This is a genomic window from Lacrimispora indolis DSM 755, from assembly GCF_000526995.1.
Classification (GTDB): domain Bacteria; phylum Bacillota; class Clostridia; order Lachnospirales; family Lachnospiraceae; genus Lacrimispora; species Lacrimispora indolis.
In genome coordinates this window covers 6,347,657-6,368,144 of record NZ_AZUI01000001.1, presented here as the reverse complement: position 1 = coordinate 6,368,144, position 20,488 = coordinate 6,347,657, and the positions used below count along the sequence as shown (strand labels likewise).

Genomic DNA, 20,488 nt, shown 5'->3' with positions numbered 1-20,488 from the left:
AGAAAAAAACATGAGCTATATCAATCAGATAACAGGATACCGGGATGATATTTTATCAACCCGTTCCATCGTAAAGAGAGGAAATTTTGCATTAATTGAGCCGGATGGACTGGTGAAAAACGTGATACCGGGATTTGAGAAATGCGCAGTGACCATTTTAGCTTCCCCTAAGCTGGGAGCTTCCTTCGTAGATTATCTGGTGACAATGGAGCAGGGCGGAGGCCATCCAAAGGGATTTGGAGGAGATGGGATCGAGGTATTCCTCTACATTCTGGAAGGAAGGGTAAAGGTGAAAAATGAAGATAAGGAAGAAGAGCTGACAGAAGGGGGATACATTTATTCTCCTGAAGGCAATCAGGTGTACTTTGAAAATGTGGGAGATATTCCGGCAAAGGCATTTTTATATAAGAGACGCTATAACAGGATCGAGGGCCATGAAGCCTATACTGTCTGCGGAAATATCGGGGATGTGCCCTTTACTCCCTATGAAGGTATGGAGGATGTAGGGGTCAAGGACTTCCTGCCGTCAGCCTCTGACATTGGATTTGATATGAATTTCCATATTTTAAGCTTTAAGCCAGGCGCCTGCCACGGCTACATTGAAACCCATATCCAGGAGCACGGCGCCTACATCTATTCCGGCGAAGGAATGTATAATCTGGACAATCACTGGATCCCTGTTAAAAAGGGCGACTATCTGTTTATGGGCGCTTACAGCTTGCAGGCAGCTTACGGAGTAGGGCGGAACGAAGAATTTGCCTATGTATATTCAAAAGACTGCAACAGGGATGCAGAGTTATAAGGCAGCGCACAAAATCCCTGAAAAGTCAGAAGAAGATATAATCGAAGAAAGGTTGGGATATCTCATGAGATTAACAGAAGGACAATTACATGAACTGATCAGTAATAAGCTTCAAAAAGCAGGGCTTACAAAGGAGCACGGGGACATTACCGCAGATATCCTCACATGGTCTGATGCAAGGGGGATCCATTCCCACGGAGCCGTCAGGGTAGAGTATTATTCCGAAAGAATCGCAAAGGGCGGTATTACCATTCATCCGGAATTTAAGTTTGAGAAAACAGGCCCGGCAAGCGGGATATTCCATGGGGACAATGGCTCAGGCTATGCGGCGGCAGTGCTTTCTATGGAAGAAGCGATCAAGATGGCAAAGGAAACGGGAGTAGCAGTGGTGGGAGCCAAGCACATTTCTCACAGCGGAAGCCTGGGATATTATGTGGAAATGGCTGCAAAGGAAGACTTAGTTTCCATTTCCATGTGCCAGTCAGATCCAATGGCAGTCCCCTACGGAGGATCGGATCCTTACTACGGAACAAATCCAATCGCTTTTGGAGCGCCGGGGGCTGACGGCAGAAATATCATATTTGATATGGCTACAACCGTCCAGGCCTGGGGAAAGGTGCTGTATGCCCGCTCAAAAAAGGAGTCTATCCCAAGCACCTGGGCAGTGGATTTCAATGGAAATCCAACCACTGATTCCACACTGGTAAATGCGCTTGTTCCCATTGCAGGCGCAAAGGGCTATGGACTCATGATGATGGTTGACATGCTTTCAGGCATCCTTTTAGGCCTTCCCTTTGGAAAGCATGTGAGCAGCATGTATGAAGATTTATCAAAGGGCAGGGATTTGGGGCAGCTTCACATTGTGCTGGATCCCAATAAATTTGTGGGCCTGGAAAGATTTAAGGAAAACATAACCGCCACCATGGAGGAACTGGCTGCCATTAAACCGGCAGAAGGCTTTGACAAGGTGTATTATCCGGGAGAACGGGGACTTTTGAGAAAGGCAGACTATGACAAGAACGGGATAGAGATCGTAGACGATATCTATCAATATCTGATCAGCGAAGATGTTCATTATGACCGCTATGACCATAAGAATAAATTTGCTGAATAAGAGGTTAAAAGGAGAGTAGTAACATGATTAAAACGATAATTCGCAAAGGAAGCTATCAGGATTCCGTGGTTCTTATGTTGCTGACCAATAAAATTTCCGCCATGGAAGGAATACATAAAGTCTCCATTATGATGGCAACACCTGCCAACAAGGACTTATTTAAGGCCAGCGGCCTGGAGACTCCTGAATTAGCGGAAGCCCAGTCCAATGATATGGCTATTGTGGTGGATGTGGAGTCAGAGGTGCTTGTAGAACAGGTATTAAAGGAGACGGAAGGATTTCTCAATAACCAGTCCAAAAGCACTTCCGGAAATGAAGAAAACCAAACAGTGACTACCTGGGAACAGGCGTTAAAAAGATTGCCGGATGCCAATCTGGCGGTCCTGTCTATACCTGGCATGTATGCGGCAGCCGAGGCTGACAGGGCGCTTGATGAAAATTTGAATGTATTTATTTTCAGCGACAACGTATCAAAAAAAGATGAAATATCTTTAAAACAAAAGGCTCATGAAAAGGGACTTCTGGTTATGGGACCGGATTGCGGAACCGGCATCATCAAGGGGGTGCCCATTGCTTTTACCAACCATGTGAGACCGGGAAAGATCGGGGTCATCGGCGCTTCCGGCACAGGGATCCAGGAGGTTACGACCATCATTGACCAGCTGGGAGAAGGCGTGGCAAATGCCATCGGCACAGGCGGCAGGGATTTATCGGCTGAGGTGGGAGGAATCACCATGCTGGATGCCATTGATGCCATGGAAAAGGATACCGAAGTGGAGGTGGTTGTCATCCTGTCAAAGCCCCCGGCAAAGGAAGTAAGGGATGCGATCGTAAAAAGGCTCTGGGACTATGAAAAGCCTGTGGTGACCTTGTTTCTTGGGGAAAAGCCGGAAATACACGAGGAGAACTTCTACCATGCCTACACCCTGGATGAAGCAGCCAGGATCGCAGTTTCCTTAGTGAGAAAAGAAGAGATCGTCCAGGATACATGGAAGCCGGAGGTGGGGGAAGGATTTAAAAAGGAAGACCACAAAACCATAAAAGGCTATTATTCCGGAGGAACTTTGGCGGCAGAGGCGGTAATGCTCATAAAGGATACCATTGGCATTGCCGGTGCAGGAGGAAAAAAGGAAGGTTTCATGCTCAATACACAGGGCTATACCATCATTGATCTGGGAGATGACGTCTATACCGTGGGAAAACCCCATCCAATGATCGACCCCACAAACAGGATCGTTTGTATGAAGCAGGCTCTGGAGGAAGAAGAGACGGGTGTTATTTTATTTGATCTTGTGCTGGGATATGGTTCTCATGAAGACATGGCAGGAGCCCTTCTTCCAGGAATCAGGGATATGATGGAGCAGGTAAAAAAGCAAGGGCAAAAGGTCTTCTTTGTGGCAGCCATCTGCGGAACCAGAGAAGATAAGCAAAATTATGATCTCCAGAAGAAAAAGCTGGAGGATATAGGCGTCATCCTTTGCACCAGCAATAAAAGAGCGGTGGAAACGGCCCTCTGTCTCATCGGTCACCCTTATACAGAAACGGAGAAGACGATCCTTCCAAGGGAAAAGGTGAAGGCAGACAGGGAGCATGCCGTATCAAAGCAGATGATGGAATTGCTCTCCCAAAAGCCCAGGGTCATTAATATTGGGTTAAAAAGCTTTACCGACGTGCTGGAGGAATTCTCCTGCAAGGCAGTGCAGTATCAGTGGACACCGCCGGCAGGAGGGGATTTGGAGCTGATCAAGGTCCTGCAGTATTTAAGAGGCTACAAGTTTTCCAGGCAGTAATGGACCGGAAAAGTCTTATGTGGATATGAGGAGGTTCTTATGTTGTACGATACAATAGACGATGCAAATCAGGCAGTCATACAGAAAATGATCCTTGCTTCACCGGTTTTACTGGATGTGGTGCCTGCCAAGACAGTAATCAAGGAATTAAATCAGGGAAAGGTGCTTCTCCATGCGGGTCCGCCTATCCGATGGGAAAATATGACCAGTCCTATGAAAGGATCCTGTATCGGTGCGGCCTTGTTTGAAAAGTGGGCTTCCACCAAGGAGGAAGCGGTGGAGCTTTTAAGCCGTGGGGAAGTGGATTTCATCCCCTGCCATCACGTGGATGCCGTAGGACCTATGGGGGGAATCACCTCTGCAAACATGCCGGTATTTGTAGTGGAAAATACCACCGACGGAAATAAGGCTTACTGCACCATGAATGAAGGAATTGGAAAGGTACTCCGGTTTGGCGCATACTCCAGAGAAGTGGTCTTACGGTTAGGCTGGATGAGAGATGTGCTGGGACCGGTGCTTTCCATGGCCCTTAAGAAGCTGGAAAAAGGGCTTGCCATCAACCCCATGATCGCAAAGGCCATTGCCATGGGAGATGAATTCCACCAAAGGAATATAGCGGCTTCCCTCCTGTTCTTAAAAGAAATGTCCCCTGTCATAGCGGGCCTTTCCATAGAGGAAGAGAAGAAAAAGGAAGTCATTCAGTTTCTTGCCGATACGGACCAGTTCTTCTTAAACATCATGATGGCAGCGGCCAAGGCGGTGATGGATGGCGCACGTTTGATCACGGAAGGAACCATTGTGACGGCAATGTGCAGGAATGGAGAAAACTTTGGAATCAGGATCAGCGGCATGAAGGATGAGTGGTTCACTGCGCCGGTCAATACTCCCCAGGGCCTTTACTTTACCGGATATTCCGGTGAGGATGCCAGCCCTGACATAGGAGACAGCGCCATTACGGAAACCTTTGGGGTAGGCGGAATGGCTATGATCGCGGCGCCGGCAGTTACCAGGTTTGTTGGAACAGGCGGTTTTCATGATGCACTTCGCATCAGCAATGAAATGATGGAGATCGTCATCAGCCAAAACCCTAACTTTGCCATTCCCACATGGAATTTCCAGGGCACCTGCCTGGGGATTGATGCAAGAAAGGTGGTAGAAACAGGGATCACTCCTGTTATCAATACAGGGATTGCCCATAAGGAAGCCGGTGTGGGACAGATAGGAGCTGGAACGGTCCATCCCCCCGTCGAATGTTTCCAAAAGGCAGTCATGGCTTATGGGAAAAAGCTGGGATATAAAGGGTGAGGATATGAGAAGCTTATCAGGAAAGCTGGCAGCGTCAGAGCTGTTAGAAGCATTAAAAGAAGGTGAAGCTTACAGGGTCCACAGTCAGTTTGATAGCGGCTGTAATCTGGCGTTTCCTCCTTTCCTTTGCTTTATTGGAAATAAAAACAATGCCCTGGTTCCTTATGGCATTTTACTGGATGAGGAGGATCTGCCTGTATTTTTGGAACAGGCAGCTTTCTCCCCCTGTTTCCGTTGGGATGAGAAGGAACAGACCTTGTATTCGGATTCCATCCGCCTTTGCTTAAAAGACTCCCGGATATACAGCAGCTTTATCCGGAAAAAGGAGTATGCCATAGACCGGGAAGGGATTACCATGTTTGAAGATTTTATTGACTGGAATCTTCCTACAGGATTTGGGGAATCCATTGGCTCCTTTATGGCGGCAGAGAAAGAGGAAGTGGATGAATTGTACCAGGCATTTTCAAAACCAAAAGAAGAGGCTGAAAAGACCATAAAAAGGTGGATCGGAAGAGGGATGGGCTTAACGCCGTCAGGTGATGATTTCCTTATGGGGATTTTATATGTGGACAGAATTTCTCCCATACTGGAAATGCCCTTTCTCCAGGCCTTAAAGGAGCTGATTGACCGCCAATATACAACTGATATCAGCGGGCACTATTATCATTGTGCATTGGAAGGGTATTTTAATAACGCTTTGGTGGAGCTGGTGGATGCTTTGATTCAGAAAAATTCTTCACAAATGAAGAAATGTATGGACAGGATAAGGATGATAGGTTCTACCTCTGGCTGTGATTTGATTTTAGGTATGGCAGCAGGGGTCGATTATGTCAAAGGTGAGGCAAACATATAATGGGAGGTCTGTGAATGAAAAAAATGAAATTATCTATGACAGTACAGATCATGATCGGGATGGCCGGGGGGCTGCTTCTTGGAATCTGTCTGGGGGATAAGGTGAAGGATATCAAGCTCATAGGAGATATCTTCCTGCGGCTCATTCAAATGTCTGTCGTGGTAATGATCATGGGAGCGGTCATTGAATCCGTAGCGAATTTAGATCCTAAGGAGTTAGGAAGATTTGGCGTAAAGATGCTGTTTTGGTTTCTCCTGTCCACTGTGCTGGCAGCAGCGGCAGGAGTTGCTTTAGGCCAGTTCTTTTTACCTGGAAAAGGGCTTTCCCTTCCTGCTGCCGGTCAGATCGTCCAGACTACGGATAAGGGGCTTTACAACATTATTCTTGATTTCTTACCCACCAACATCGTTCAGTCCATGGCAGATTCCAATATGATCCAGGTGATCATATTCTCCGTATTATTCGGCGCGTCCCTCGGGGCCTGCCGCATAAAGAAGGAGAGGGTCCAGCTCATGGGAGTCATCAGGGAGTTCAATGAAGTGATATTGGGAATCGTACATAAGGTCATGAAACTGGCTCCCTTTGGGATCGGAGCGCTGCTTGCTTACACTGCGGGCACTACAGGCATAAAAGTCATTATGCCATTGATCAAGTTTCTCCTTTTATTCGGATGCGGCTCACTCCTGTATCTTTGCCTTATGATCGCATTCGTATCATTTTACTGCAAGGCCAATCCCTTTCATGTCGGAAGAAAGCTGGGTAACATGACGATCGTGGCATTTACCACAACTTCCTCCGCCGTCACCCTCCCCACGAAAATGGAGGACAGTGAGAAGAAGCTGGGAGTCAGCAAGAAAGTGTCAGGCATTGTCAATCCCCTGGGAATGACCTTAAACAGCAATGGTTTATCCATGTTTCTTGCTTTGGCATGTGTCACAGTCTCCCAGATTTACGGTATCCCCCTTCCCATGCCCCAGCTGGTCAGGGTGATCGTCTTATCCACCTTATCCTGTCTTGGAACTGTGGCAGTGCCTGGAGGCGGTCTGGTGGCCCTGGCAATCGTTGTCCCCGCCTTGGGCCTTCCCCTGGAAAGCATTGCTTTTTTATCCAGCATTGACTGGTTTTCGGGGATGTTCCGCACCATATTAAATGTAGATATTGATGCCCTGGTCGCCATGATGATAGCAAAAGATGAAAAGGAACTGGATTATGAAATTTTAAACGGGAGCCAATAATCAGAGGATCAATGAATAAATACCACATTGCCAGAAAAGAAAGGACATAGTATAATGAGCGCAAGTGAGCGAAGATGAGCTTGGTCATCGGCGCGAACGGCGAATGTTGATCATGACTCGAAGAGTCATGATATAATGAGCGCAAGTGAGCGAAGATGAGCTTGGTCATCGGCGCGAACGGTGAATGTTGATCATGACTCGGAAACGATTCTGAATGTGAAAAGAGAGGCATAGTATGACCGTTGGAAAATTGCTGGAAGAACCAATCTTTCAAAACCTGAAAGTGCTGAATAATAAGGCCGATTTAAGAAGAGAGATTTTCACGGTTGAGTCTACGGAAACGCCGGATGTTGCGTCCTATTTACCTGAGAATACGTTATTGATCACTACCGGGATGGCGTTTAAGGAGAACCAGGCCGGATTATGTGAGTTTATTCTAAGTCTGGACCGTCTGCCCTGTGCAGGGCTTGCCATTAAGCTGGGGCGCTTTATCGACCGCCTGGAGCCGGAGGTCATTGAACTTGCAGACCAGCTGGGATTTCCTCTGATCCAGATCCCCTACAATATGACATTGGGGGAGGTGTTTCAGCAGTTACTGGCCTATATCTGGGATAATCAGAATGGGGAGCTGACCTTTGCCTTAAACACACAGAAAAAATTTTCCGCTTTGCTTCTTCAGGGGGCTTCTGCGGGAGTTATGATGAATAACCTGGGACTTGTCATCAAAAAGCCGGCTGCATTATTAAATCCCTTTGGTGAGGTGGAATCTGCTACCCATACGTGTCAAAAGGAATATTTAAGAGCAGCGCAGAACCTGTTTTATGATTTGTCTTTTTATGAAAGAAAGACAGACAGCTTTGAAAACTTCATCCATGTGTCAAAGGTAAAGGAAAAGGTCTCCATCTATCCAATACAAACCGTGGGAAAAAATCCATATTATCTTTATATTTTTGGCGGTGAGGGGAAAGAAGATACCATGTCCGGCATGGTGATCGAGCAGCTGGTGCTGGTGTTTGGCATCTTTTTGTATAAAAACCTGTACGTGAGATGCAATCCGTTAAAGCAGAAGGAAGCGATTTTGCATATCCTTGTGAATAAGCATAAGAAGGAGCGGTGGTCCTCTGCCCAGCTGTTTACGGTGGGAGAGAAATATGGGTTAAAACCGGCTGCCGGCTATAAGATAATCCTGGCGACTTTGGAGCCCTTTGGGGGAAGGGAATTTGATTTCCTGAACTTATCCCACAGGGAAGAACGGTACATTTTAATATATGACTGGCTGAACAGGAAGCTCCAGGAGAAATTCCATGGGGATATCATTATCTTTCCGGAAACTCTGACTTACCAGTATGTTTTGCTGATACAGGGCAATTACAGGGAACTGGAAAAAGTTTTGGAGGATTACCACGAGGCTTTGCTGCGTTTTCTTAAAGTTTCCATCACCTTTTCCTTTGGCAATGGAGTGATGGAGCTGGAAACCATTGACAATTCTTATAATACGGCACTGGAAAGCTACCAGTACGGGGAAGAGAAGGAAGATATCCCTTATATTAAATATTTCAAATCCACCGATGCAAATGAACTGTTTAAAATGGTATCCAGCGAGCAGATCAAAGGATACTGTTTATACCATTTAAAAGGTTTGACAAATCCTGAGGACGAGATGACCTTGGAGCTTAGAAGGACGCTTAAAACGTATCTGGACTGCAGGTGCAGCGTCACTGAAACTGCCAATCACATGTTCCTTCACAGAAATACTGTTAAATACCGGATCAAGAAATGTGAAGAAATTCTTGGAAGGGAAATCGTAGATGCCAATTACTGCTTTCAGCTGCAATTGAGTCTGGTGCTGCTGGAGCAGAATGGGTGAAACACACTTCTGATAAAGAACTTATTAAAATTGAAAAGTTTTGCCCCCCTTAACGAGGAGAAACAGTTTCCTCACAGGCTGGATTCCTTATATGGCCGGTCTGTTACAAAGGGGGGCATTAACATTTTGCAAGTCTTTACAAATGCTTCTATGCTTTCTAAGCTTTTATATAGGAAGTTTCCTGTGTCATCTCATGGAACTGCCCATATTCTTCTCATCAATAAACTTACGGTCATACAAACGGGCGGCAATCAGCACTACAAATATGGAACCCGCATTATGGACCAGGGCTCCGGTGGTTGGAGTCAGAACCCCTGTAACAGAAAGGAAGATTGCCGCAAAGTTGATGCAAAGTGACAAGGAGATACTGAGCTTAATGGTACTGACTGCCTCATTGGACAGCCTTTTGAGATAGGGGATTTTGCTGATATCATCACCCATGAGGGCAATATCAGCGGCATCAATGGCAATGTCGCTTCCCATGGTTCCCATTGCAACGCCTACGTTGGCAGTTTTGAGGGCAGGAGCGTCATTGATACCGTCACCGATCATACAGATGCTGCGCCCTTCTCCCTGTAATCGCTGTATTTCCGCTGCTTTTTGGGCGGGGAGGAGTCCCGCATGAACATCATCGATCCTGGTCTGATCTGCAAAATACCGGGCAGCCTGTTCGTGGTCGCCTGTAAGCAGAACCACCTGTGTATGCATGTTCTTTAGTTCTTTTATCATCTCCTTTGACGTTTCCCGCAGAGTATCTGACAGAGTGACAGCGCCCGCCAATTGTACTCCATATCCCACAAGAACGACAGCCTTTCCCTGGCTGGGGAACCGGTCCAATATGAGGGAGGCGGCTTCATCAACAGGGATCTGATGTTCCTTGATAAAGTCCGGGTTGCCGCACAGCAGCAGCTTCCCGTTTACCTCTGCCCTGATCCCTTTTCCGGGGATCATCTGAAAGTTCCCTGCCTCCATAAGCTCTGCCCCCTGTTCGTTCCCATAGGCGGTAATGGCCTTTGCCAAAGGGTGCTCTGAATAACCTTCCGCAGAAGCCGTTAAACTCAGAAGCTGCTTTTGATCCATATCTTTAGAAAAGGGATAGATATCTGCAACCACAAGACTGCCCTTGGTCAAAGTCCCGGTTTTGTCGAAGGCAATGGTGTCTGTTTTTCCCATACGTTCCAGTGCGTCACCGGATTTAATGATAACTCCGTATTTTGTCGCCTGCCCGATGGCTGCCATGACTGCCGTGGGTGTTGCAAGCACCAGGGCGCAGGGACAGAAAACCACCAGCACGGTTACGGCGCGGACGATATCCTTTGAGGCAACCCCTGTAATGACCGCAATGAGCAGAGCAACAGGCACAAGCCAGGTGGCCCATTTGTCTGCGATGCGTTCCATGGGGGCTTTTTTGTCTTCCGCCTCCCGGACCATGCGGATAATCTTTTGCAGGGAGCTGTCTTCACCGACTTTTGCCCCGCGGATATCAACGGCACCAAAACGGTTGATCGTTCCGCAAAACACCTTATCCCCCGGAGCCTTGTCAACAGGCAGAGACTCACCGGTCATAACGGCCTGGTCAATGGAGGTTGCGCCGCTTATGATCTCTCCATCCACCGGTACGGTTTCGCCGGGAAGGATCCGCAGGATATCCCCCACCCTGATATCTTCTGCATTGATCATTTCTTCTCTGCCGCCTGTGATCCTGCGCCCCTGCTGCGGAGCAAGATTGATCAGTTTCTGCAGCCCTCTTTTGGCACGTTCAGCAGTTTTATCCTCCAGGATAGCACCAATAGCCATGATAAAGGCAACTTCCCCGGCCGCAAAGATATCTCCGATTCCAATAGCCGCAAACATTGCAATGGAAATGAGCAGTGCGGAGGAGATTTTTTTCATGCCTGGATTGTGAATGATCCGCCATAAGGATAGATAGACCAAAGGGATCCCGCAGACAATAATTGAGACCCAGGCCGGGTCAGCCGGAAGCTGTGTATCAAAAAGCATCAGTACAAGACTGCCCAGGAGAAATGCACCGCCGGTAAGAGTCATGGGAACACCGGACAAACAGTCGTTTATTCGCTTTATCATCATTAAATCCTCCCTGTGGATATTCCCTTGCGCTTTTTGCAAGGAATGGTATAATCTGTTTTATACAGAACACTTTGTTTGGTATTATTATAAATAGGACCGTGTCCGGCATCAATGGATAATTTCCATGGAATGTTTGTTACGGAACAGTTCTTATAGATTTGTTCGGAGGAGGTTTTTATGGACAGACGGCAGCAGAAAACAAGGACTGCGATATTTGAGGCGTTTGGTACGCTGCTTTCCGCAAAGAGTTATTCAAAGATCACGGTTCAGGATATCATTGATGAGGCCAACGTGGGCAGGACCACATTTTATGCCCACTTTGAAACAAAGGATGACTTATTAAAAGAAATGTGCGCGGATTTGTTTTCCCATGTTTTTTCAGACTCTTTAAGTGCGGAGAGCACCCATGATTTTTCAATGAAAACAGGCAATCCTTCCGCAATGATCACCCATATTCTCTATCATCTGCTTGATAATAAGAGAAACATTATTGGCATCCTCACCTGCGAAAGCGGTGAATTATTTTTGGGTTTTTTCAGGCAGTATCTCAATGAGATGATGGCGGCGCGGCTGTTGGGGGATACACCCTTATTCGGCAAAAAAGTACCCCATGAATTTCTTGTAAATCATATTTCCAGTTCCTTCGTGGGCATGGTACAGTGGTGGATCAAGAACCGCCTGGCCCAAACTCCGGAAGAACTGGCAGATTATTTTATGGCGGTTATCTTGCCCGTTATTTCTTAGTCCTTGTAACAGACGGCCATTTGATTGAGGTTTTATTGTTTTTATTTCTAATAAATGCTATGATTAAAAAAACATATTCAGCGGAGAAAAGAGGATAAGTATGAAATTGATTCTGATCAGGCACGGGGAACCGGACTATTCCATTGATTCCCTCACGGAAAAAGGCTGGAAAGAGGCAGATTTTCTATCCCAAAGGATCAGTAAGCTGCCGGTTTCCGCATTTTACTGCTCCCCTCTTGGAAGAGCAAAGGATACTGCAAAGGCCACCTTACAGGCATCAGGTGCAGAGGCAGAGATACTGCCCTGGCTCAGGGAGTTTCATGCGCCTGTGGAGGATGGGGCAGGTGAAACCAAGAGAATACCCTGGGACTTTATGCCCGGATACTGGACCAACCGGGATGAGCTTTACCACAGGGACTTATGGTTTGAAAATGAAAAAATGAAAACAGGACCAGTCAAAGAGGAATATAATAAAGTAGCAGCCGGCCTTGATGAAATTTTAAGGAAATACGGCTATCAGAGAGAGGGCAGAATGTACCGGGCCGTTCCCGGAAGCGACGATACCATCGTCCTGTTCTGCCATTTTGGCGTTATCTGCGTTATGCTGTCCCATCTTTTAGGCATCCCGGCCCCACTTTTGTGGCAGGGCTTTTTTCTGGCACCTTCCTCAGTCACCACACTGGAAACAGAAGAGAGGGTGGAAGGAGAGGCTTATTTCCGGTGTAAAGGAGCAGGGGATACGGCTCATTTATACGCAAAAGGCGAGCCAACCTCAAATTCCGGCTTTTTCCCCAGATAGACCGCCGGCATTCTGATTAAAATTATAATAGGAGATTGCCGGACGCCGGGCAGACATAGAAAGAATGGATTTGGCACATATTACGGTTAATAAAATTGTAGAAATGTTCATTATCATGCTGATTGGAGCTGCCGCATTAAAATCAGGAATTGCCGATACGGGAACAAGTAAGAAAATGTCCTCAATCCTGTTAAATGTGATCACTCCCTGTATGATCGTCATGTCCTATCAGATGGAATTTGACAGGGATCTGTTAATAGGCCTGATGGTCACGGTGGGGGTATCGGGAGCCAGCTTTTTTCTGGCGATTCTCCTTTCCGGGATTCTGATAAAAGCCAGGGAAAACCCGGAAATGGCGGTGGAAAGAATTTCCATGGTCTATTCTAACTGCGGTTTTGTGGGCATTCCCATTATCAGCGGGCTGCTGGGAATAAAAGGCGTGTTTTTTATGACAGCTTATATAACCGTATTCAATATCCTGATCTGGTCCCATGGAATCATGCTCATGAAGGGCAGGGATGGAAAGCTCATGTCAACCATAAAAAATTTCATCAATCCATCCACCGTGGCGATCGGAGCAGGGATTCTCTTTTTTGTAAAGGGAATTCGTTTGCCGGAGGTAGTAGGAAATCCATTGTCAATGATCGGGGCCATGAACACGCCGGTGGCAATGCTGGTTTCCGGTATGAATCTGGCGGAAAGTGAACTGCTTTCCTGTTTAAAAAGTCCCAGGACCTATATGATCAGCGCAGCAAAACTCCTTGTGATCCCTCTCATGACCCTGCTGCTTCTTTTGGCAGTCAGGGTGGATCATGCCATTGCAATCACCATTTTAGTTGCCTCCGCCTGTCCCAGCGCAGCTACGGGAGCCATGTTTGCCCTGCAGTATAACAAGAACAGCCAGTATGCCTCAAAATTATTGGCAGTGACAACGGTTTTATCACTGGTTACCATACCTGCCGTCATGCTGGTTGGAGGAATGGTTTTATAAATAAGGAAGAGGTGGGAACCTGTAAATCCATTGGTATCGTGTATCATTGATAAAAGGGGAAAACGCCCTGCAGATTTTTTAAACCTGCAGGGCGTTTTTGTATCATCTACTCCGGCAACAAACAAAAATTTACCGTATCATTGTGCCGCTTTTCATTTACCCTGGATCTTATGGACGTGGTAAAGTTAATATAACATAAAAACTAAGCAAGGAGGAAGTGTATGAAGATTTTAGCTATCACGGCATGTACGGCAGGGATCGCCCATACGTACATTGCCAAGGAAAAGCTGGAAAATGCAGCAAAGGAACTGGGGGATCATATTAAAGTGGAAACCCAGGGCTCCATTGGGGTGGAGAATGAGCTGACGCCCCAGGAAATCAAAGAAGCGGACGTGATCCTGATTTCCGCAGATATCCGGGTGAACAAAGAACGTTTTACAGGGAAGCCGGTAGTGGAGATTCCGATCAGCATGGTAATGAAATCCCCAAAAGGAGTGATCTCAAAGATCCACGAAAAGATGGGGAAGTAGCTGAAGCGAAACAAAGCAAAGAATATGGAAAAAGAGGGGAATACAATGGCAAAGCAAAAACTTGATATTAAAAAACATGTTATGACGGGAATTTCCTATATGATTCCCATTGTTGTATGCGGAGGTATTTTAAGCGCACTGGCAAAAGGGTTTGGCGGATATGATATCGGAAGCGCCATAGAAGCAGGGGCAACGCCGTTTTCCAATTTAAATCCCTTTTCCTGGATTGGCTTTTGGTGGGGCATCAATAAGCTGGGATCTATCGCAATGGATTTTGCGGTGGCGGTGATGACGGCAGGAGTGGCCTATTCCATTGCAGGCCGGCCCGGAATCGTGCCCGGCATTGTGATCGGTTACTGCTCGTCCCAATCCAAGGCGGGATTTCTCGGCGGACTTTTGATGGCCTTTATTATCGGCTCCTTTGTAAACTGGATGAAGACCTGGAAGCTTCCCAAGTGGTGTGTAGGATTGATGCCCGTTATGTTCATACCCGTGGTATCGACTCTTGTATGCGGAATGATTTTCCTATGTGTGTTCTCGATCCCTTTGGCATTTATCATGAACGTGTTCCAGCAGTGGATCATTTCTTTAAACGGAGGAGCAAGGGCTGTAATCGGAGGAGTAATCGGTGCCTGTATGGGATTTGATATGGGCGGCCCTATTAACAAAACGGCCTCCATGGCGGCCAATGCCCTGGGAGCTGATGGAATCAATGGTCCTATGGCTGCAAAGATCATCGGAGGTATGACTCCTCCCATCGGAATTTTTATTGCTACATTGTTAAAGAAGAACAAGTTTTCAAAAGTGGAGCTGGAAACTGCTAAAACAGCGCTTCCCATGGGCCTTTGCTTCATTACGGAAGGTGTCCTTCCCTTTGCGGCAGCTGACCCTGCAAGAGTGATCCCCAGCAGTATGATCGGTTCTGCTGTGGCCGGAGCCATTGCGGTAGGCGTGGGCTGTGAATCCGTGGCAGGACATGGAGGTATCTTCGTGGTTCCCATGATGAAAAATCCCCTGTGGTTTTTAATTGCCCTGGTCATCGGCTCTGCGGTAACAGGAGTTATCTATGCAGTCCTTAAACGGCCTTTGGACCAGCAGGTGGAAAAGGAAGAGGAAGAATTTGACATTGATCTGGATATTAATATCCAGTAAGACTGCGGACAATATGGAATGCCCCGGAAAACATGGGCAAAAGTATGGAACGCCCTGCGGGCATCCCTTGATGCCCGGAAAACATGGGCAAAAGTATGGAAAGGACGAGAAAAACATGTTAGTATCAATGAAAGCCATCCTAGATGATGCAAATAAAAATTACTACGGGGTTATGGCCATGAACAGCATCAACATTGAGATGGCCAGAGCAGGAATTATGGCGGCGGAAGAGGAGCATTCTCCCATCATCGTGCAGTTTGGACCGGGGCAGATGAAAAACCATGCCCATGCGGAAGAAATGCTTCCCGTGATAAGGGAGCTGGCATCCAGAGTTCATGTGCCTGTCGCCTTAAATCTTGACCATGGATCTGATTTTTACACCATTACGGACTGCATCAACCGGGGCTTTACAAATGTCATGTACGACGGTTCCTCACTGCCTTACGAGGAAAATGTAAAGCGCACGGCAATCATCACCGCTCTTGCCCATGGCATGGGCTGTTCCGTGGAAGGGGAGCTGGGCCATGTGGGCCAGGCAGACCATGAGGATGACTCGGATACGGATTTGTATACAGATCCTGAGCTTGCCCTGGATTTTGTAGAAAAAACAGGCATCGATGCCCTGGCTGTGGCAATCGGTACGGCTCACGGAGCCTATCCGAAAGGAAAGATCCCGAAACTGGATTTTGAACGCCTCCATCAGCTGAAGGAAACTTTAAATATGCCGTTGGTGCTTCACGGCGGCTCCGGTTCAGGGGAAGAGAATTTAAAGAAGGCGGTGGCCGGGGGCATCAACAAGATCAACGTGTGCACCGATGCCTTTGAGGCAGGCAAAACAGCCATGTTAAAAGAGCTTGAAGAGAAACCGGGGACGGATTATATGCATCTTTGCATGGCTGCGGAAGCCGGGATCAAGCAGTTTGTTAGAGACTACATGAAGGTGATCGGTTCCAGCGGCAGATACATATATGGAGAGGCAAAGCAGGCAGGAAATGAATAATTCCTGAAGGATAGGGGTGTTTACTTGAAGGAAGATAAGAACGCATTATATAATAACAAAATATTGCAGTGCCTGATAAACGGAGAGACTTATACCATACTGCAGCTTGCCGATAATGTGGGACTATCTGAAAAAACGGTGAGGACCCGTATTAAACAGCTTGAGGAATGGCTGGAGGCGGAAGGGCTTGGGAAAATAGAAAAGAGGCCGGGGACAGGGATATGGCTGGAGCTTGACGGCAGGCAGAGAAAGCTTCTGGAAGACCGTCTGGAACAGGGGGAAGACCCTGCCGGGGATTTGGAGAACCGGAACAAACAGCTTATGGGAAAGCTCCTCAAAATGAAGCCGGGAGAGGTCCTGACCCTGCAGCAGCTGGCAGACAGCCTCTATTTAAGCCCTCCCACCGTCAGCAATCTGCTGAAAAACGTATCGGACTGGTTTGAGAAACGGAATATAAAGATAACAGCCGTAAGAAACAAAGGGGTATGTCTCATTGGGAAAGAGTACAGCTTCCGGATCGCGATTAAGGATTATATGCTGGAAATGCTTCCGGAAGTCATGGAGGCGCTGTATGGCACCTATGCGCCGGGAGTGGATGCGGCCCGTATCCGGCGCATGATCGTGGAGGCGGAAAACGCCTGGAGGATCGAGCTGGCCGACCATTCCTTTAAGATGGTCTGGATCATGGCATGCCTGTCTGTTGCCAGAAGGGGCCTGGGCGACGGGCTCCTTTCCAGCAGCATGCAGGAGGAAAATATCCAGCGTTACAATGAATATTCCTTTGCTGAGTCCATTTACCAGAGGATCGGTAAGGAATACCAGGTGGACTTGTCAGAGGATGACACCATCCTTTTGGCAGTGCTGCTGCTTTCCGCCAAAAAGCTGAAAAGTTTTACGGATGTCAGCGATGAGGATTATGCCATGCAGTATGACAGGAATCTGGAACGCTTTGTAAAGCTGGTGATCGAGACCATTGATTCTGTGCTGGATGCAGACCTTTCCGGGGACAAGATGCTGTATGAAGGCCTGCTGATCCATATGAGGTCGGCCATATTCCGGATGAAGTATTCCACAGTGACAGGAGACAACATAAGCAAATATGTGAAAAGTGAATACAAGCAGACCTTTTTGGCAGCCTGGTCTACCAGCAGCTTATTTGAGGAGTATTATGACGTGCAGGTGACAGAGGATGAGCTTGCCGGGATCGCTCTTTATATCCAGGCCGCCATAATCCGCAGGAAAAAGGGGAGACCTCTGACAGCTTTGCTGGTGAGTCAGAGAGGCATGGCGGCCTGTCAGCTTTCCATTGAAATGATCAAGTACCGCATTCCTGAGATCACCGATGTACAGGCAGTCAGCCGTCATGATTTTAAATTGTCCTTACACCCGGAAACTGATATCATTATCGATGGTTCCGGACTGGATTTACAGGATTCCAGGGTGGTTACAGTGGGAGACCGCATAAGTGAAAAGGAGATCGAGGTCATACGCCGGAAGGCGGCCCAGGTTTCCAGGCTGAGAAGCAGGCCGGATTTCCAGTTCAGCAGCTTATGCCACCAGTTGTTTGAGGTTGACTTGATCATGATTAAGCCTCAGGTGAAGGATAAAGACCAGCTGATCACCATGATGGTGAAGAGGCTGGAAGATAAGGGAGATGTGACTCAGAATTATCTGGAAAGCGTGTTTGACAGGGAAAGAGCCACCACCACAAGCATAGGCAGGGGGATCGCCATTCCTCATGGAAACATGGCGGAGGTGAACGAATCCCGCATTGTGGTGGCTATTTTAGATAAACCGGTCAAGTGGCATGAGGATATGGTGGACACCATATTTCTGCTTGCTATAAAAATGACATCAAAATTTGAGATAAAACGGACAAAGCAGTTTTATAAAGATTTTCTGCTGCTTACAGAGAATGACGACAACATGGAGGCAATGAAACGGCTGGAATCATCTCTGGAGGTCTATCAGTATTTTATCAAGTAAGGGGAGAAACAAGATGGCAGTAAAAGAGATTCTGGATAAGAGGGTCATTGATTTAGAAATGAAGGCATGTAATAAGGATGAGGTAATCCGCCATCTGGCAGGACTCCTTAAAAAAGCAGGATATGTAGAGGACCTGGAAGGTTATATTAAGGATGTGTATTTAAGAGAAGAAGAAGGAATCACTGGAATCGGGGGACATGTGGCCATCCCCCACGGCAAATCGGATTTTGTGGATAAAGTAGGAATTGCCGTGGGAAGAACAGAGCAGATGGTGGAATGGGAGTCCTATGACGAGGAACCTGTGGACCTTTTTTTCCTGTTTGCCGTGCCTTCTGACAGCGGCGGGGCAAAGGATCATCTGCGCCTGATCGCAGAGCTGGCAGGCAAGCTTGGAAATGAGGCCATCATGAGAAAGCTGCAGGCTGCGTCCACGTATGATGATTTACTGGATGCGTTTTCATAAAGAAAGGCAAGGAGGTTTGACCATGGAAATGCGAGAGATAGGGAAATCAGGAATCAGGACCAATGCCTTTGCACTGGGCTGCTGGGCAATCGGCGGGGGAGAATGGTGGGGAGCCAATGACGATGAGATGTCGGTGAAAACCATTTTAAGAGGCCTGGAGCTTGGGATCAACTGGATCGATACTGCCAGGGTCTATGGGTTTGGGCACAGTGAGGAAGTGATCGGGCAGGCGTTAAAGCAGACGGACCGCAGCCGAGTCATCCTTTCCACCAAATGCGGCCTCCAGTGGTATGACGATGGAGGGGAAGTGCATTTCACAAAAGAAGGCCATACCATTTCCAGAGACTTATCCCCCAGGGCCATTCGGAGAGATTTGGAACTGAGCTTAAAAACTCTGGGAACCGACTACATTGATGTATACTACACTCACTGGCAGTGCAAGACCTATGGCATAGTCCCTGTGACAGAGACCATGGGAGAGCTTTTAAAGATGAAGGAAGAAGGAAAGATCCGTGCCATTGGTGCTTCCAATGTGGATCTGACCGTTCTTAAGGATTATGTGGCGGCTGGACAGCTGGATGTCATTCAGGAAAAACTCAGCATCCTGGACCGGAAAGCTGAAACAGGCTTCCTTCCTTTTTGTGAGGAAAACGGGATCACCCTCCAGACCTATTCCCCCATTGAACAGGGACTTCTGGCAGGGAAAGTCCCGGATGATTATATACCGAAAAAGGGTGAGGTACGGGACGGAAAGACGTGGTGGAAGCCGGAGAACATCAGGACGGCAAATGAGATGCTGGCAGGCTGGAAGGATTTGACTGATAAGTACCAATGCAGTCTTGCAAATCTCTGCATCAGATGGAACTCCATGGTATCCCCCAATATTAATGTGCTCTGCGGCGCAAGGAAGCTGTCCCAGATCGAGGATACGGCAAAATCCATGGACATTCCTCTGTCCCAGGAAGATTTTTTACGGATGAGAGAAGATGCTGACAAAGCCATAGAGAAACAGGTTTAGACAAAGAAAACAGACGGAAAGGAATGGAGCAAATGAAAATCGCATTATTAAATGAATTCAGTCAGGCGCCTAAAAACGAAATCATATTAAAGGAGTTAAAAACCGTGACAGAGCCTATGGGCCATCAGGTCTATAACGCGGCCATGGAAAAACCCTTATCAGACCAGGATGTGCCCGAGGCATATACAAAGGAGAACCCAAGGCTCACCTATTTGCACTTAGGCATTCAGGCTGCTCTTCTTTTAAACTCTGGGGCAGTTGATTTTGTGGTTACCGGCTGCGGCACCGGGCAGGGGGCTTTGATGTCCTTAAATATGTATCCAGGGGTTGTGTGCGGCTATTGTATAGAGCCTACGGATGCCTATCTGTTTTTACAGATCAACAACGGCAATGCCCTGTCCCTTCCCTATGCCAAGGGCTTTGGCTGGGGTGCGGATTTAAACTTAAACAATATTTTTACCAAGGCGTTTGGCTCGCCAAAGGGTATGGGATACCCGGAGGGCAGAAAAGAGGCTCAGAACAGGAATGCCAACCTTCTTTTTGAGGTGAAAAAGCAGGTGGCAAAGCCGCTTCTGGAGGCATTAAAGGCTTTGGATCCCCAGCTGGTAAGGGAATGTATGATCCCAAGATTCCTGGACTGCTTTTATGAAGGATGTAAGGATGCGGAAATCAAGGCGTTTGTGGATCAGGTGGCTGCAGGAGAAAAGTAATTCTCCGAAAGATACAGGGTGTCTTTTCTTAGAAACATGTA

General features: G+C 47.4%; 18 protein-coding genes. 17 read left to right on the top strand and 1 reads right to left on the bottom strand.

Annotation, left to right across the window (positions count from 1 at the left end; all coding sequences use genetic code 11):
- Positions 1-10: 10 nt before the first annotated feature.
- The 7 genes from allE to K401_RS0130770 all read left to right on the top strand — a co-directional run bounded on the left by allE (position 11) and on the right by K401_RS0130770 (position 8,966).
- Positions 11-802, top strand: coding sequence for a (S)-ureidoglycine aminohydrolase (allE, locus tag K401_RS0130800; RefSeq protein ID WP_024296576.1), 792 nt, complete (start codon positions 11-13; stop codon positions 800-802).
- Between the two features lie 64 nt (positions 803-866).
- Positions 867-1,916 (top strand): ureidoglycolate dehydrogenase, encoded by a 1,050-nt coding sequence (allD, locus tag K401_RS0130795; protein ID WP_024296575.1) that lies wholly within the window; start codon positions 867-869, stop codon positions 1,914-1,916.
- Between the two features lie 23 nt (positions 1,917-1,939).
- Entirely contained in the window at positions 1,940-3,706 is a 1,767-nt protein-coding gene (gene fdrA / locus K401_RS33800; RefSeq protein WP_024296574.1) for an acyl-CoA synthetase FdrA, read from the top strand.
- 39 nt (positions 3,707-3,745) lie between these two features.
- Positions 3,746-5,011, top strand: coding sequence for a YlbE family protein (locus K401_RS33795; protein WP_024296573.1), 1,266 nt, complete (start codon positions 3,746-3,748; stop codon positions 5,009-5,011).
- Positions 4,983-5,864: an oxamate carbamoyltransferase subunit AllH family protein gene (locus K401_RS0130780; protein ID WP_024296572.1), complete on the top strand. Its 882-nt coding sequence runs from the start codon at positions 4,983-4,985 to the stop codon at positions 5,862-5,864. The genes K401_RS33795 and K401_RS0130780 overlap by 29 nt, the downstream gene beginning before the upstream one ends.
- Before the next feature lie 14 nt (positions 5,865-5,878).
- Complete coding sequence (locus K401_RS0130775; RefSeq protein WP_024296571.1) at positions 5,879-7,099, top strand: dicarboxylate/amino acid:cation symporter; 1,221 nt, start codon at positions 5,879-5,881, stop codon at positions 7,097-7,099.
- A 235-nt stretch (positions 7,100-7,334) separates the two neighbouring features.
- Positions 7,335-8,966: a PucR family transcriptional regulator gene (locus K401_RS0130770; RefSeq protein ID WP_024296570.1), complete on the top strand. Its 1,632-nt coding sequence runs from the start codon at positions 7,335-7,337 to the stop codon at positions 8,964-8,966.
- 186 nt (positions 8,967-9,152) lie between these two features.
- On the opposite strand, the gene K401_RS0130765 is transcribed toward K401_RS0130770, so the two are convergent.
- Positions 9,153-11,054, bottom strand: a complete 1,902-nt coding sequence (locus K401_RS0130765) for a heavy metal translocating P-type ATPase (RefSeq protein ID WP_330363194.1) — start codon at positions 11,052-11,054, stop codon at positions 9,153-9,155.
- Between the two features lie 177 nt (positions 11,055-11,231).
- Between K401_RS0130765 and K401_RS0130760 the strand changes: the two genes are divergently transcribed.
- From K401_RS0130760 to K401_RS0130715, 10 genes are all read left to right on the top strand, one after another.
- Positions 11,232-11,798, top strand: coding sequence for a TetR/AcrR family transcriptional regulator (locus K401_RS0130760; protein WP_024296568.1), 567 nt, complete (start codon positions 11,232-11,234; stop codon positions 11,796-11,798).
- Between the two features lie 100 nt (positions 11,799-11,898).
- The gene (locus tag K401_RS0130755) at positions 11,899-12,597 is read left to right on the top strand and encodes a histidine phosphatase family protein (RefSeq protein WP_024296567.1); all 699 of its coding nucleotides are present in this window, start codon (positions 11,899-11,901) and stop codon (positions 12,595-12,597) included.
- A gap of 64 nt (positions 12,598-12,661) precedes the next feature.
- Positions 12,662-13,588: an AEC family transporter gene (locus tag K401_RS0130750; protein ID WP_024296566.1), complete on the top strand. Its 927-nt coding sequence runs from the start codon at positions 12,662-12,664 to the stop codon at positions 13,586-13,588.
- A 221-nt stretch (positions 13,589-13,809) separates the two neighbouring features.
- Positions 13,810-14,118: a PTS fructose transporter subunit IIB gene (locus K401_RS0130745; RefSeq protein ID WP_024296565.1), complete on the top strand. Its 309-nt coding sequence runs from the start codon at positions 13,810-13,812 to the stop codon at positions 14,116-14,118.
- Between the two features lie 45 nt (positions 14,119-14,163).
- Positions 14,164-15,270, top strand: a complete 1,107-nt coding sequence (locus K401_RS0130740; protein ID WP_024296564.1) for a PTS fructose transporter subunit IIC — start codon at positions 14,164-14,166, stop codon at positions 15,268-15,270.
- Positions 15,271-15,385: 115 nt separating this feature from the next.
- Entirely contained in the window at positions 15,386-16,270 is an 885-nt protein-coding gene (locus K401_RS0130735; protein ID WP_024296563.1) for a class II fructose-bisphosphate aldolase, read from the top strand.
- 24 nt (positions 16,271-16,294) lie between these two features.
- Entirely contained in the window at positions 16,295-18,256 is a 1,962-nt protein-coding gene (locus K401_RS0130730) for a BglG family transcription antiterminator (protein WP_024296562.1), read from the top strand.
- 13 nt (positions 18,257-18,269) lie between these two features.
- A complete protein-coding gene (locus K401_RS0130725; RefSeq protein ID WP_024296561.1) occupies positions 18,270-18,719 on the top strand; it encodes a PTS sugar transporter subunit IIA in 450 nt (149 codons plus the stop codon).
- Between the two features lie 22 nt (positions 18,720-18,741).
- Entirely contained in the window at positions 18,742-19,737 is a 996-nt protein-coding gene (locus tag K401_RS0130720) for an aldo/keto reductase (RefSeq protein WP_024296560.1), read from the top strand.
- A gap of 32 nt (positions 19,738-19,769) precedes the next feature.
- Positions 19,770-20,447: an RpiB/LacA/LacB family sugar-phosphate isomerase gene (locus K401_RS0130715; RefSeq protein WP_024296559.1), complete on the top strand. Its 678-nt coding sequence runs from the start codon at positions 19,770-19,772 to the stop codon at positions 20,445-20,447.
- Positions 20,448-20,488: the final 41 nt, after the last annotated feature.